This window comes from Salinarimonas sp. (genome assembly GCF_040111675.1).
GTDB lineage: Bacteria > Pseudomonadota > Alphaproteobacteria > Rhizobiales > Beijerinckiaceae > Salinarimonas.
This window is the reverse complement of sequence record NZ_CP157794.1, coordinates 5035453-5049919: the sequence shown is the minus strand read 5'-3', so window position 1 is coordinate 5049919 and position 14467 is coordinate 5035453. Positions and strand designations below refer to the sequence as shown.

Genomic DNA, 14467 nt, shown 5'->3' with positions numbered 1-14467 from the left:
GTGGCTGTTCAGACTGGAGAGAAGGTGGACGCCTGTTCGGAGACATAGTGGACGCTTTTGGCATGCGGTCGAGGAGGGCCCCATGCCGTTCGAGGAGCGTTCACGAATGACGTCACGCATCGCGTTCTGCCGCGAGGCGAGCTTGCCGGATGCCAACGTTCGGGCATGCTGCCGGCGGTACGGGATCTCGCAGACCACCGGCTACAAGTGGCTGGCCCGCTATGCGCAGGGCGGGGAGGCCGCTCTGGAGGAGCGGTCGAGACGCCCTGCGCATAGCCCGGCTCGCACGCCGCCGGACATCGAGGGGCGCGTCGTCGCGATCAGGCGCGCCCATCCGGCATGGGGCGGGCGCAAGATCAGCGCTCTTCTCGAGCGCGAGCTCGACGTCGCGCCGGCCCCCTCGACGGTGACCAAGATCCTCCGGCGCCACGGCCTGCTGGACGGCCCGGGCGCAGGGGAGCCGAGGGCCTATCAGCGCTTCGAGCATGCCGAGCCGAACGACCTCTGGCAGATGGACTACAAGGGTCACTTCGCCCTCGCCGCCGGCGGCCGCTGTCATCCGCTCACCGTCACCGACGACCATTCCCGCTTCGCCCTCGTGCTGGAGGCCTGCTGCGACCAGCGCGGAGCGACCGTCCGGCAGAAGCTCGAACGGGCTTTCGAGGAATACGGCCTGCCCCTGCGCATGCTGTTCGACAACGGGCCGCCCTGGGGCACGGGAGGCCCCGAACGCTTCACCCCGCTGACCGTCTGGCTGATGGATCTCGGCATCCGCATCAGCCGCGGCCGACCCTATCATCCCCAGACCCAGGGCAAGGAGGAGCGCTTCCATGGCACGATCCAGCGCGAGATCCTCGATCGGCACGCCTTCGCCACGCTGGAGGACGCGCAGGCCGCCTTCGACGCCTGGCGCCGGATCTACAACACGATCCGTCCCCACGAAGGCATCGACCTCCAGCGTCCCGCCGATCGCTATCGCCCCAGCCGAAGGCCGATGCCCAAGAAGGTCGAGGAGCCCCGCTACGGCCCGACGACATCGTGCGCAAGGTCCAGAACTCGGGCCGCATCCACCTGCGCGGACGCCAGCTCCCAGCCCCCAGGGCCCTCGTCGGAAAGCCCGTCGCCCTGCGCGCGACCGACATCGATGGTGTCTTCACCCTCTGCTACCGAAACACCAAGATCGCGACAATCGATCTGCGACAGGCTATCGTCCAACCCGTCCACGATGTCCGTGAACACCCGTCCACCATGTCCGGCGTCTGAACACAGCGTCTGAACATCCACAAGGGAGACGGAAAAGCGCCTGATGCCGCTGCGACAACCCGACAAAGTCGCGGGAGACGATGTGTGACTCGGCTAGCCCTCGCGGAGAGGGGAACTCCGCCGCGTTCTCACGCGCGCCGCCCTTGCCCCTCCGGTCCGGGCTGCGCCCGGCCCACCTCGCCTGCGGGGAGATGGCGGGCGCTTCATCGAGGGCGGCGGCTCACGCCTCGCCCTGCTCCAGTGCCGTAAACGAGCCCGCCGCGGCGGCCTCGCGCAGGGCCTCGGAGGGCGCGAACACGTCGTCCGCCTCGAGCGCCGCGACGATCTTCGCCAGGCCCTGGCCCTCGGCCCAGAACAGCAGCCCGCCGCTCGTGCGCGGGAAGCCGAAGCCGAGCGTCTCGACGAGATCGACGGCGGCGGCGCTGCGGGCGATTCCTTCCTTCAGGATCGTCGCGCCCTCGTCGGCCATGGGGTAGAGGATGCGCCGGCGGATCGCCTCGGCGTCGAGAGCGCGCGGCGTGCGGCCGGCCTTGGCGCATTCCTCGGCGACGATGGCGGCGACCGTCTCCGAGGGCTGCTTGTCGCGCGATCCTTCCGGATAGTCGTACCAGCCCGCTCCCGCCTTGCGGCCGATGCGGCCCTCCGCCACCAACCGGTCGGAGACGGGCGCGTGGACGGTCTCGCCGCGCTCGCGCGCCGCCTTGCGCATGGCGGCGGCGATGTCGTGGCCGGCGAAGTCCTGCATCTCGAACGGGCCCATCGGCATGCCGAAGCCGCGCATCGCGGCGTCGACCGCCTCCGGGCGCACGCCGTCGAGGAGCAGCGCCTCGGAGGCGCGGCGATAGACCTTGAGGATGCGGTTGCCGATGAAGCCTTCGCAGACCCCCGCCAGCACCGGCACCTTGCCGATCGTCTTCGCCACGGCCCAGGCGGTGGCGATCGCCTCGTCGGACGCGCTGTCGGGGCGAACCACCTCGAGCAGGCGCATGACGTTGGCCGGGCTGAAGAAATGCAGGCCCACCACCGATCCCGGCCGGCTCGTCGCCTCCGCGATGGCGCCGGGATCGATGTAGGAGGTGTTGGTGGCGAGCAGCGCGCCCGGCTTCGCCACGGCGTCGAGCTTGGCGAAGACCTCGCGCTTGACGGCGAGATCCTCGAACACCGCCTCGACGATCACGTCCGCCTCGGCGAGGGCGGCCATATCGGTCGAGGCCGTGAGCCGGGCGAGCACGGCGTCGCGCTGCGCCTCGCTCATGCGACCGCGCGAGACCGCGCCCTCGTAGATCTTGGCGACGTTGGCGCGCCCGCGCTCCAGCGCCGCCGCGTCGCGCTCGAGCAGCGCGACGGGGAGCCCGGCGTCGAGGAAGGCGGCGGCGATGCCCGCCCCCATCAGCCCGCCGCCGATCACGCCGGCGGAGGCGACCGGGCCGGGCTTCGCCGCGACGGGGGCCTTGGCGGCGGCCCGCTCGGCGAAGAAGAGGTGGCGCAGCGCCTTCGCTTCGAAGCTCGCCCTGAGCGCGAGATGGGTGGCGCGCTCGTCCGCGAGCGCCTCGGAAGCCGGCTGCTCCAGCGCGACGCGCAGGACGCGAAGCGCCTCGAGCGGGGCGGTCTGGCCGCGGAGGTTCCGCGGCAGGTCCTTCTTCGCGCCCTCCCAGAAGCCCTCCTCCGGCGCGTCCGGCGTCGGGCGCTCCAGCGTCGCGGGCGGCAGGTCCCGGCGCAGGGCGTCGTCGAGGAAGGCGAGCGCACCCTCGACGAGATCGCCCTCGATCAGCGCGTCGAGGATCCCGGCCTCGCGCGCCTGCGCCGCGCCGATCGGCTTGCCGCCGGACAGCATCCGCGCGGCGAGCGGCAGGGGCGCGACCCGCGGCAGGCGGATCGTGGCGCCGGCGCCGGGAATGATCCCGATATTCACCTCCGGCGTGCCGACCTTCGCGTCCGGCGCCGCGACGCGGAAGCGGCAGCCGAGCGCGATCTCGAGCCCGCCGCCGAGGGCCGTCCCGTGGATCGCCGCGCACCAGGGCTTGGCGGCGGTCTCCAGCCGCATCACCACGTCGGGCAGGTGCGGCTCCACCGGCGGGCGGTCGAACTCGGTGACGTCGCCGCCGGCGATGAAGGTGCGCCCGCGACAGATCAGGAGCGCCGCGCGGATCTCCGCATCGGCGTCGATCCGCTCGGCCGCGTCGACGAGCCCGGCGCGCACCGCCTGCGAGGTGGCGTTGACGGGCGGGTTGTCGACGACGACGAGGGCGACGTCGCCGCGGCGCTCGATGCTGACGGCCATGGGCTATACTCCGAGATAGGCTTCGCGCACCTTCGGGTCCGCGATCAGGTCCGCAGCGGCGCCCGACATGGCGATGCGGCCGGTCTCCATGACGTAGCCGCGATCGGCGATCGAGAGCGCCGCGAAGGCGTTCTGCTCGACGAGGAGCACGGTCACTCCTAGCGCCTTCAGAGACTTCACGGCGTCGAGAACCTGCGCAACCAGGATGGGCGCGAGGCCCATGCTCGGCTCGTCGAGGAGGAGGCACGAGGGCCGGCTCATCAGCGCGCGGGCGATGGCGAGCATCTGCTGCTGGCCGCCCGAGAGCCCGCCGGCCATCTGGGCGCGCTTCTCCTTCAGGATCGGGAACATGGCGAAGGCCTCGCCCATGTCCTTCGAGACGCGCTCGTCGTCGTGGAGATAGGCGCCGAGGCGCAGATTGTCCTCCACCGTGAGGTTGGTGAAGATCTGCCGGCCTTCCGGCGACTGGGCGAGGCCGAGCCCGACGCGCTTGTGCGCGGGCATGCGGGTGACGTCCTCGCCGCGGAAGACGATCGTGCCGTGGGAGGCCGGCTGCACGCCCGACAGGCAGCGGAGCAGCGTCGTCTTGCCGGCGCCGTTGGCGCCGACCACGCAGACGATCTCTCCCGAGCGCACCTCGAGGTCGACGCCGTGCAGCGCCTCGATCCGGCCGTATCGGCTGCGCAATCCCTCAACCGAGAGCATGGGCGCCCTCCGCTCCTGCTCCGAGATAGGCCTCGATCACCTTGGGGTTCCGCGACACCTCGGCCGGCGGCCCCTCGGCGATCTTCTCGCCGTGATCGAGCACCACGAGGTGGCTCGAGATCTTCATGACGAGCTTCATGTCGTGCTCGACGAGGAGGATGGCGACGCCCTCCTTCGCGATCTCGGCGATGAGCGCGTCGATCTCCTCGGTCTCGACCGCGTTGCAGCCCGCCGCCGGCTCGTCGAGGAGCAGGAGGCGCGGGTTCGCGGCCAGCGCGCGGGCGATCTCCAGGCGCTTCAGCGCGCCGTAGGAGAGGGCCGCCGCCTCCCGCTCCGCCGCGCGCTCCAGCCCGACGCGGGCGAGGAGCTCGCGGGCGAGCTTCGCGGTCTCGCGGGTGCGCCGCTTCGAGGAGGGCAGGCCCAGCAGATCGGCGACGACGCTGCCGCGCTCGGCGAGGTGCCGCCCGGCCATGACGTTCTCGAGCGCGGTCATCCGCAGGTAGACCTGCAGGTTCTGGAAGGTGCGCGACAGGCCCATGGCGGCGAGCCTGTGCGGCGCCGTGCCGGTGACGTCGGCGCCGTCGAGCGTCACGCGCCCGCGCAGGGGCGTGTAGACGCCCGAGATCATGTTGAAGAGCGTCGTCTTGCCGGCGCCGTTGGGGCCGATGACGGAGACGATCTCCCCCGCCTTCGCGGAGAAGCCGACCCCGTTCACGGCCTTCACGCCGCCGAAATCGATGCCGAGGTCCTCGACGGTCAACAGGCTCATCTCACGCGCTCCGTCCGACGAGGCGCGCCACGCTGGGGAAGAGGCCTTCGCGCAGGAAGATCATCACCAGCATCATGATCGCGCCGAGAATGAGGTGCTCGTATTCCTGGAACACGGTCAGCGCCTGCGGCAGGGCCGTGAGGATCGCCGCGCCGAAGATCGCGCCGATCACCGAGCCGGCGCCGCCGAGCACGGTCATCACCACCCATTCGACCGAGTGCAGGAAGCCCGCGACGTCGGGCGTCACGAAGCGGTTGAGCAGCGCCTGCAGCGAGCCGGCGAGCGAGGCGTAGACCGCCGAGATCACGAAGGCGACGAGCTTGTAGCGGGCGACGTCGACGCCGTGGGTGCGCGCCGCCGTCTCGCTGTCGTGGAGCGCGCGCAGCGCCCGGCCGGTGGGGCTCTGGAACAGGTTCATGGCGAGCCAGGCGCCGACCAGCAGGACGATCCCCATGAACCAGTACCACACCTCGGAGGTCGAGAGCCCGAGCCCGAGCGCCCGTGACAGGTCGCGCAGGCCGAGATCCTCCACCGGCATGCCGTCCGGCCCGCCGGTGAGCTGGCTCTCGTTGTTCAACGTGATGAACACGAGGATGCCGAAGCCGAGCGTCGCCACGGCCAGATAGTGGCCCTTCAGCCGCAGGATCGGCCGGCCGATCAGGAAGGCGACGAGGCCCGACAGGATCGCGCCCAGCACGAGGCCGATGCCGGGATGCACGCCGAGCAGGCCCGGCGAGAGCGCGGTGGCGTAGGCGCCGATCCCGGCGAAGCCGGCGTGCCCGAGGCTGATCTGCCCGGCATAGCCGAACAGGATCACGAGGCCGGTCACCGCCAGCCCGTTGACGAAGATCAGCGCGCCGATGCGGTAGTAGAACGAGCTCGGGAAGACGAGGGGCGCGAGCGCGATCAGGATCGCGAGCACGGCCAGCGCCAGGAGCTTGGTGGAGGGCTTCATCACACGCGCTCCGTCGCTGCGCGGCCGAACAGGCCGCTCGGCATCACGAACAGGACGACCAGGATGACGATGAACGCCGCCGCGTCCTTGTATTCCGAGGAGATGTAGCCGGCGGTCAGCGCCTCGATGAGGCCGAGCAGCAGCCCGCCGATCAGCGCGCCGACCGGCGAGCCCATGCCGCCGAGCATCGCCGCGGCGAAGCCCTTGAGGGCGAGCGCGACGCCGACGTCGAAGCTCGTCAGCGTGATCGGCGTCGCGAGCACGCCGGCGAGCGCGCCGATCGCGGCGGAGAGCGCGAAGGACAGCGTCATCATGGCGTTGGTGTTCACGCCCACCAGGCTCGCCGCGAGGCGGTTGTTCGCGGTGGCGAGCACGGCCTTGCCGGTGATCGAGCGGGTGAGGAACAGCCACAGCCCGACGAAGATCGCGGCCCCGCCGAACAGCACCCAGAGGCTCTGCGGCAGGATCGTCGCCCCGCCGATTACGAAGGGGGCCTCGCCCGAGAAGGCGGGATAGCGGTGGATCGACTTGCCGAACACCACCTGCGCCACACCGCGCAGGAAGATCGAGGCGCCGATCGTGATGATGATCAGCGTTACGATCGAGGCGCCGCGGGCGGGCTCGATGGCGAGCTTGTTGAGCAGGTATCCGACCGCCATCGCCACCACGATCGCGCCGGCGCAGGCCAGCCAGAGCGGGGCGCCCGCGTCGAACAGGAACACGGTCGTCATGCCGCCGATCATCACGAACTCGCCCTGGGCGAAGTTCACGACGCCCGAGGCGTTGTAGATCAGCGTGAAGCCCAGCGCGACGAGCGCGTAGACCGCACCGACCGTGAGGCCGGAGAAGAGGAATTGCAGAAGCTCGGACATGACGTGGTTCCCGTGAGCCGGTCCCCGCCGCGCGCGCTCGCGGCGGGACGGACGGGGCGGCGATGCGCCCCGTCCGGTGTCGTCGGATCAGGCGCGCGCGCTCACTCGACGAGCACCCACTCGCCGTCGCGGATCTCGAGCATGCGGAAGGCCGAGAGGTCGAGGCCCATATGGTCCTCCGGCGACATGTTGAACTCGCCGGTGACGCCGACATGGCCCGAGGTCGCCTCCAGCGCGTCGCGGATCGCGTTCGGATCGGTGGAGCCGGCCTCCTCGATGGCCTTCACCAGCAGCTGGAAGGCGTCGTAGGCATAGCCCGCGAAGGTCGAGGGCTCCTGGCCGTAGCGCTCCTCGTAGGCCGCCTTGTAGGCCTGGACGACCTCGCGCTGCGGATCGCCCTCGGGGAGGATGTCGGCGATGAGGAGCGCCGTGCCGGGCAGGCGCACGCCGTCGGCCGCCTCGCCCGCGAGCTCGATGAAGGCGTCGGAGGCGACGCCGTGGCTCTGGTACATCGGCAGGTCGATGCCGAGCTGGGCGTAGTTGCGGGTGACGATGGCCGGGCCCTGGCCGAAGCCCGCGACCACCACGGCCTCGACGCCCTCGGTGTTGCGGATGCGGGTCAGCTGCACGGTCATGTCGGCGTCGTCGGGACCGTAGGTCTCGTCCGCAACCACCTCGATGCCGTACTCGCCCACGACGTCGAGGCACTGCTCGCGCATGGACTTGCCGAAGCCGCCCTGGCCCGAGATCATGCCGACCTTGGAGAGGCCGCGCGCCTGGATGTCGGCGAAGATCTTCTCGCAGGCCATCCGGTCCGTGTGCGGCGTCTTGAAGACGTATTCCTTCACGGGATCGATGATCACCACCGCGCCGGCGAGCGAGATGAACGGGATCTCCTCGTCCTGGTAGACCGGGACCATCGCCATGGTCGTGCCGGTGGTCGAGCCGCCGATCACGGCCACGACCTCGTCGTCCTCGACGAGGCGGGTGGCGAAGGTGCGCGCGCGGTTGGCGTCGCCGGCGTCGTCGTAGTGGATCAGGCGGACTTCCTCGCCATTGATGCCGCCCTCCGCGTTGATCTGGTCGACGAGCATCTCGAGCGTCTTCAGCTCGGGATCGCCGAGGAACGAGGCCGGGCCGGTGACGGACAGGCTGGAGCCGATCCGGATCTCGGCGAGGGCGGGGCTCGCGGCGGTGAGCGCCGCGATCGCCGCGGCCGCCGTCAGGGTGGTCTTGAGACGCATGGGTTTCCTCCAGTTCGACTTATGTTGGGCGTGTCGATCGGGGGAGCCGCGGCGGAGGCGTGCGCCGCCGCGGCCCGCTGGTCAGGCGGCGGCGGAGGCCACCGGGCGCCGCGCCGCCGCGACGCGGAAGCGCTCGGCGACGAAGGCGTAATCGGTGAGGCAGGCGTTGCCGGCGGGGTTGGCGCCGGTCGCGTGGTAGTCGCTGAAGGCGGCGGACTGGTTGACGTAGATGCCGCCCGTCAGGTTGCAGGACAGGTTCGCGCCGACCTCGGCGAAGCGCGCCTCGGCCTCGTCGAGGATCGCCTCGTCGGTGGCGTAGATCGCCGCCGTGATGGCGCCCTTCTCGCGCACGCCCTCCACGGCGAGGCGCAGGGCGTCGTGCGCGTCCTCGGCGGCGACAACGAACCCGATCGGCCCGAAGCGCTCCTCCATGTAGACGTCGCGATCCTTCGCCTCGACGGCCATGAGCAGCGGCGTCGCGCTGCGCTGCGGGTCCATGCCCTCGATCGGGGTCGAGGCGCGGATCACGCGGCCGAGGTCCTTGGCGGCGTCGATGCGCTCGCGCGTGGCGTCCGCCGCGAGCGCGCCGCAGACGGCGCCGGCGCGGGCAGGATCGCCCAGCAGCTTGTCGATGCCGACGGCGATGCCCTGGGCGACCTCGTCGAAGCTCTTGTGGCCCTCGTCGGTCTCAATGCCGCCCTTCGGCACGAAGACGTTCTGCGGCGAGGTGCACATCTGCCCCGAATAGAGCGAGAGCGAGAAGGCGAGGTTGCGGCACAGGCCCTTGAAATCGTCCGTGCCGGTGACGACCACCGGGTTGACGCCGGATTCCTCGGTGAAGACGCGGCCCTTGGCGTTCTCGCGCAGCCAGCGGCCGAAGGTGCCCGAGCCCGTATAGTCGACGAGCGCGATCTCCTCGCGCAGGGCCAGCTCCTTGGCGATCTCGCCGCCCGGCTCCTCGGCCGCGAGCAGCACGACGTTCGGATCGTAGCCGGCTTCCGACAGCAGCTCGCGCGCCATCTGCACGGTGATCGCGAGCGGCAGGATCGCCATCGGGTGCGGCTTGACGATGGTCGGGTTGCCGGTGGCGAGGCTCGCGAACAGGCCGGGATAGCCGTTCCAGGTGGGGAAGGTGTTGCAGCCGATCATCAGCGCGATGCCGCGCGGCACGACGCGCCAGCGCTTGCGCATGGTGATCGGCTCGCCCTTGCCCTCCTGCTTCGTCCACTGAGCCGCGGCGGGCGTGCGCGCCATCGCCTCGTAGGCGTAGGCGAGCGCCTCGAGGCCGCGCTCCTGGGCGTGCGGGCCGCCGGCCTGGAAGGCCATCGGGAAGGCCTGGCCGGTCGTGTTCATCACGGCGTTGGCGATCTCGAAGCTGCGCTTGTTGAGGCGCACCAGGAGCTCGAGCAGCAGGCCGACGCGCTCCTCCGGCGTCGCCGCGGCCCAGCCGGGCTTGGCCGCCTGCGCGGCCGCGATCAGCGTATCCGCCGAGGCCTCGGGATATTTCGTCCCGAGCGCGCCGCCATAGGGCGAGATCTCGGCGCCGGCCTCCCCCTCGGACGGGTGGCCGGGCAGGGAGAACGCGGCGTTCAGGCGGGCCTCGTAGGCGGCGAGCCCGTCGTCCTTGGCGGTCTCGCCGTAGATCTTGCCGCTGGGGATCTCGGGGAAGGCGGAATGGAACTCGCGGGTGCGCGTGGCGGCCAACGCCTCGTCGAGCAGCTTTCGGTGCGTGTCGAAAAAGGACGTCATGGCTTCCTCCGTGGGGGCTTTCGGGGCCTCTCACCGCGGCCGCGTCGCGCGCTCGCCGGGCCGGCCTCCGGATCGGGTTTCCTGTCCCGATCAATCATTGACCGACCGGCCGGTTTATGCAAGAGATTTGCGCAGGACGCAAGGCCGTAATGCGCGGCTCGCCGTCCGGGCAACGAAAATTCACGCGGACGACGCTCCCGGCAAGAAAACGTCGAGGCGCGGAAATCGTCCCGTCAGGAAACGGAGGTGCGGCATGAGCGATGCGCCGCTTCGCATCGAGACGGAACAGGGCGTGATGCGGCTGACGCTGAACCGCCCGGACAAGCTCAACGCCTTCAACGCCGAGCTCGGCGCGGCCCTGATCGCGGCGCTCGACGACGCCGCCGCGCAGAGCGCGGTGCGCGCGGTGCTGCTCACCGGCGCCGGCCGCGCCTTCTGCGCGGGGCAGGACCTCGGCGACCGCGACCCGCGCAAGATGGAGGGCCCGCCGGATCTCGGGCGCACGCTCGAGAACGTCTACAATCCGATCGTGAGGCGCATCCGCGCGCTGGAGAAGCCGGTGGTCTGCGCCGTGAACGGCGTCGCCGCCGGCGCCGGCGCGAACCTCGCCTTCGCCTGCGACCTCGTTCTCGCTGCGCGCTCCGCCAAGTTCATCCAGGCCTTCGCCAAGATCGGCCTCGTGCCGGATTCGGGCGGCACCTGGCTCCTGCCCCGCCTCGTCGGCGAGGCCCGCGCCAAGGCGCTGGCGCTGACCGCCGAGCCCATCGATGCCGAGACGGCGGCCTCCTGGGGCCTGATCTGGAAGGCGGTGGACGACGCCTCCCTGATGCCGGAGGCCGAGGCGCTCGCGAGCCGGCTCGCCGCCGGGCCGACGGTGGGCCTCGGGCTGACCAAGCGCGCCATCCAGGCCGCGGCCGGGCAGGAGCTCGATGCGCATCTCGACCTCGAGCGCGACCTGCAGCGCGAGGCCGGCCGCACGCCGGACTACGCCGAGGGCGTCACCGCCTTCCTGGAGAAGCGCCGGCCGACCTTCCGGGGGGCGCGATGAGCCGCCTCGATCCGGGATCTCTCTCGCCGCAGGCCCTCGCCGAGGCCTGCGCCCGCGTGATGTGGGACGGCGACCGCGCCTCGCAGGCGCTCGGCATGGAGATCGAGCGCGTCGCCCCGGGCGAGGCCGTGGTCTCCATGACGATCACGGCCGCGATGACCAACGGCCACGGCATCGGCCACGGCGGCTACACCTTCACGCTCGCCGACAGCGCCTTCGCCTTCGCCTGCAACACCTACAACCAGCGGACCGTCGCCCAGCACAACACCATCGCGTTCCTCGCCCCGGTGCGGGAAGGCGATCGTCTCACGGCCACGGCGCGGGAGATCTCCCGCCAGGGCCGCGGCGGCATCTACGACGTCCGCGTCGTCGACCAGAACGGCGTCACGGTCGCGGAATTCCGCGGCCTGTCGCGCACCGTCAAGGGCACGCACCTCCCCGAGGCGGAGGAAGCGGCGCCCGGCGCCTGAGGAGGACAGAATGGAAGACCTGAGCCCCCGCCCGGGCGACCTCGACCCGATCGAGACCGCCTCCCGCGACGAGATCGCCGCCCTGCAGCTGGAGCGCCTCAAGCGCACGCTGAACCACGCCTACGCGAACGCGCCCTTCTATCGGGCGCGCTTCGAGGAGGCGGGCGTCCATCCCGACGACGTGCGCACGCTGGCGGACCTCGCCAAGCTCCCCTTCACCACGAAGCAGGACCTGCGCGACACCTATCCCTTCGGCATGTTCGCCGTGCCGCGCGAGAGGATCGCGCGCATCCACGCCTCCTCCGGAACCACCGGCAAGCCCACCGTCGTCGGCTACACCAAGGGCGACATCGAGGTGTGGTCGGAGGTCGTGGCGCGCTCGATTCGCGCCTCGGGCGGGCGCCCGGGCGACATCGTCCACATCGCCTACGGCTACGGCCTGTTCACCGGCGGGCTCGGCGCGCATTACGGCGCGGAGAAGCTCGGCTGCACGGTGGTTCCGGTCTCCGGCGGCATGACCGAGCGGCAGATCACGCTGATCCAGGACTTCAAGCCCCGCGTCGTCATGGTGACGCCGTCCTACATGCTGTCGATCCTCGACGAGTTCCGCCGCCAGGGCATCGATCCGCGCGAGACGTCCCTCGCGGTCGGCATCTTCGGCGCCGAGCCGTGGACGAACGCCATGCGCGAGGAGATCGAGCGTTGCTTCGACATGCACGCGGTTGATATCTACGGTCTGTCCGAGGTCATGGGCCCGGGCGTCGCCAACGAGTGCGTCGAGACCAAGGACGGCCTGCACGTGTGGGAGGACCACTTCTACCCGGAGATCATCGACCCGCAGAGCGGGGAGGTTCTGCCCGACGGCGAGGTGGGCGAGCTGGTCTTCACCTCCCTCACCAAGGAGGCGCTGCCGATCATCCGCTACCGCACCCGCGACCTGACGCGGCTTTTGCCCGGCACGGCGCGCTCCATGCGGCGCATCGAGAAGATCACCGGCCGCTCGGACGACATGATCATCCTGCGCGGCGTCAACGTCTTTCCGACCCAGGTCGAGGAGCAGGTGCTCAAGTGCCGCGGGCTCGCCCCGCATTTCCAGATCGAGCTCACCCGCCACGGCCGCATGGACGCGATGACCATCCTGGTCGAGGCCATGCCCGAGGCGGCCGACGACGCGGCGCGGGCCGCCTCCGCCAAGGAGCTCTCGCATCACGTCAAGAGCGTGATCGGCGTGTCGGCGGCGGTGAACGTCTGCGATCCGGGCGCCGTCGAGCGCTCGCTCGGCAAGGCCAAGCGCGTCGTCGACAAGCGACCGAAGGAGTAAGCGGCACACGATGGCCCGCACCCGCGCCAACGACTACGACGACAAGCGCGGCGCGATCCTGCGCGCCTCGGCCCGCGTCTTCGGCGAGCACGGCGTCGATCGCGCCTCGATGGCGCAGATCGCCGCCGGCTGCGGCGTCTCGAAGGCTTTGCTCTACCACTACTACCAGAGCAAGGAGGAGCTCGTCTTCGACATCGTCCGCACCCATCTCGAGGAACTCGACGCGGCGCTCGTCGAGGCGGACGAGCCGAAGGCGGATCCGCGCACGCGCCTGCGAGGGCTGGTGGGCGCGATGCTCGACGTCTACCGCGACAGCGACGACGAGCACCGGGTGCAGCTCGGCGCCATGCGCCTCCTGCCGCCGGACCGGCAGCAGGCGATCCTCGCGCTCGAGCGGGATGTCGTGCGGCGCTTCTCCGGCGTGCTGCGCCTCGCCAACCCCGCTTTGGCGCAGGGGCCGCTGCTCGCGCCGGTGACGATGTCGCTGTTCGGCATGCTCAACTGGGTCTATCTCTGGTTCCGCCCCGACGGCCCCATCACCCGCGAGCAATACGCCGATCTCGCCACGCGGCTCATCCTCGACGGCGCCTCCTCCATCGGCGCGGAGGAGATGGCGGCGCTGATGGAGCGCCGCGCGTCCTGAGCCGCCCGGACCCGCCCGGCGCCTCGCCTTGACTTCCCCCCGCGTTGCGGCCAGTGTCCGCGCGCTTTCGAGGCGAGGCCGTCAGGCCGCCGCCCGGCCGATCTCATCACCGCGGTTCGATGCGCACCTATCTCGATTTCGAAAAACCCGTCGCCGAGCTCGAAGCGAAGCTCGAGGAGCTGCGCGCGCTCGGCGAGGAGCGCGACGCCGTCGCCATCACGGACGACATCGCGCGCCTCGAGGCGAAGGCGAGCGAGGCGCTCAAGGGCCTCTACGCCGCGCTCACGCCCTGGCAGAAGACGCTGGTCGCGCGCCATCCGCAGCGCCCGCACTTCCTCGACTACGCGAAGGCGCTCATCACCGAGTTCACCCCGCTCGCCGGCGACCGCAAGTACGCCGAGGACGAGGCGGTGGTCGGCGGCTTCGGCCGCTTCCGCGGCGAGCCGGTCTGCGTCATCGGCCAGGAGAAGGGCTCGGACACCAAGTCCCGCATCCGGCACAATTTCGGAATGGCCCGGCCCGAGGGCTACCGCAAGGCCGTGCGGCTGATGGAGATGGCCGAGCGCTTCGGCCTGCCGATGATCGCCTTCGTCGACACGGCCGGCGCCTATCCCGGCATCGACGCCGAGGAGCGCGGCCAGGCCGAGGCCATCGCCCGCTCCACCGAGGCCTGCCTCGCGCTCGGCGTGCCCAACGTCGCCCTCGTCATCGGGGAGGGCGGCTCCGGCGGCGCGATCGCGCTCGCGACCGCGAACAAGGTGCTGATGCTCGAGCACGCGATCTACTCGGTGATCTCGCCGGAGGGCGCGGCCTCGATCCTGTGGCGCGATGCGGCCCGTGCGCAGGACGCCGCGACCGCGATGAAGATCACGGCGCAGGACCTGCTCAAGCTCGGCGTGATCGACGCCGTCGTCTCGGAGCCGATCGGCGGGGCGCATCGCGACCCCGAGGGCGTCATCCAGGCCGCGGGCAACGCCATCGCCGCCGCGCTCGCCGACCTCGCCCCCCTGTCTCCCGACGCGATCCGCGCCCAGCGCGCCGACAAGTTCCTCGCCATCGGCCGCAAGCTCTGACCCCTCCGGTCTTGACGAATCGGTAACCGTATTTGAACGCGCGCCGCAGGGGGCTCCCTCTTGCGGTAAGGTTC

Annotated in this window: 13 protein-coding genes; 6 read left to right on the top strand and 7 right to left on the bottom strand. The window is 71.0% G+C overall.

Annotated elements, in window-relative coordinates; translation table 11 throughout:
• Positions 1–82 precede the first annotated feature (82 nt).
• The gene (locus tag ABL310_RS23415) at positions 83–1276 is read left to right on the top strand and encodes an IS481 family transposase (protein ID WP_349369400.1); all 1194 of its coding nucleotides are present in this window, start codon (positions 83–85) and stop codon (positions 1274–1276) included.
• Between the two features lie 207 nt (positions 1277–1483).
• Here ABL310_RS23415 and ABL310_RS23410 read toward each other — a convergent pair whose 3' ends face one another.
• The 7 genes from ABL310_RS23410 to paaN all read right to left on the bottom strand — a co-directional run bounded on the left by ABL310_RS23410 (position 1484) and on the right by paaN (position 9838).
• Entirely contained in the window at positions 1484–3544 is a 2061-nt protein-coding gene (locus ABL310_RS23410) for a 3-hydroxyacyl-CoA dehydrogenase NAD-binding domain-containing protein (protein WP_349369399.1), read from the bottom strand.
• Between the two features lie 3 nt (positions 3545–3547).
• Entirely contained in the window at positions 3548–4249 is a 702-nt protein-coding gene (locus tag ABL310_RS23405) for an ABC transporter ATP-binding protein (protein WP_349369398.1), read from the bottom strand.
• Positions 4236–5018 (bottom strand): ABC transporter ATP-binding protein, encoded by a 783-nt coding sequence (locus ABL310_RS23400; RefSeq protein ID WP_349369397.1) that lies wholly within the window; start codon positions 5016–5018, stop codon positions 4236–4238. Before ABL310_RS23400 ends, ABL310_RS23405 begins: the two co-directional genes overlap by 14 nt.
• A 1-nt stretch (position 5019) precedes the next feature.
• A complete protein-coding gene (locus tag ABL310_RS23395; protein WP_349369396.1) occupies positions 5020–5973 on the bottom strand; it encodes a branched-chain amino acid ABC transporter permease in 954 nt (317 codons plus the stop codon).
• A complete protein-coding gene (locus tag ABL310_RS23390; RefSeq protein WP_349369395.1) occupies positions 5973–6845 on the bottom strand; it encodes a branched-chain amino acid ABC transporter permease in 873 nt (290 codons plus the stop codon). Before ABL310_RS23390 ends, ABL310_RS23395 begins: the two co-directional genes overlap by 1 nt.
• A gap of 101 nt (positions 6846–6946) precedes the next feature.
• A complete protein-coding gene (locus ABL310_RS23385; protein ID WP_349369394.1) occupies positions 6947–8089 on the bottom strand; it encodes an ABC transporter substrate-binding protein in 1143 nt (380 codons plus the stop codon).
• Positions 8090–8170: 81 nt separating this feature from the next.
• Positions 8171–9838, bottom strand: a complete 1668-nt coding sequence (gene paaN / locus ABL310_RS23380; protein ID WP_349369393.1) for a phenylacetic acid degradation protein PaaN — start codon at positions 9836–9838, stop codon at positions 8171–8173.
• 253 nt (positions 9839–10091) lie between these two features.
• Here paaN and paaG point away from each other — a divergent pair, with 253 nt between their 5' ends.
• From paaG to ABL310_RS23355, 5 genes are all read left to right on the top strand, one after another.
• Complete coding sequence (paaG, locus tag ABL310_RS23375) at positions 10092–10886, top strand: 2-(1,2-epoxy-1,2-dihydrophenyl)acetyl-CoA isomerase PaaG (protein WP_349369392.1); 795 nt, start codon at positions 10092–10094, stop codon at positions 10884–10886.
• Positions 10883–11356 (top strand): hydroxyphenylacetyl-CoA thioesterase PaaI, encoded by a 474-nt coding sequence (gene paaI, locus ABL310_RS23370; protein ID WP_349369391.1) that lies wholly within the window; start codon positions 10883–10885, stop codon positions 11354–11356. Before paaG ends, paaI begins: the two co-directional genes overlap by 4 nt.
• Positions 11357–11366: 10 nt before the next feature.
• On the top strand, positions 11367–12677 hold the full coding sequence (gene paaK, locus ABL310_RS23365; RefSeq protein ID WP_349369390.1) for a phenylacetate--CoA ligase PaaK: 1311 nt from the start codon (positions 11367–11369) through the stop codon (positions 12675–12677).
• Between the two features lie 10 nt (positions 12678–12687).
• On the top strand, positions 12688–13320 hold the full coding sequence (locus tag ABL310_RS23360) for a TetR/AcrR family transcriptional regulator (protein WP_349369389.1): 633 nt from the start codon (positions 12688–12690) through the stop codon (positions 13318–13320).
• Between the two features lie 119 nt (positions 13321–13439).
• The gene (locus ABL310_RS23355) at positions 13440–14393 is read left to right on the top strand and encodes an acetyl-CoA carboxylase carboxyltransferase subunit alpha (protein WP_349369388.1); all 954 of its coding nucleotides are present in this window, start codon (positions 13440–13442) and stop codon (positions 14391–14393) included.
• The last annotated feature ends 74 nt before the right edge of the window (positions 14394–14467 follow it).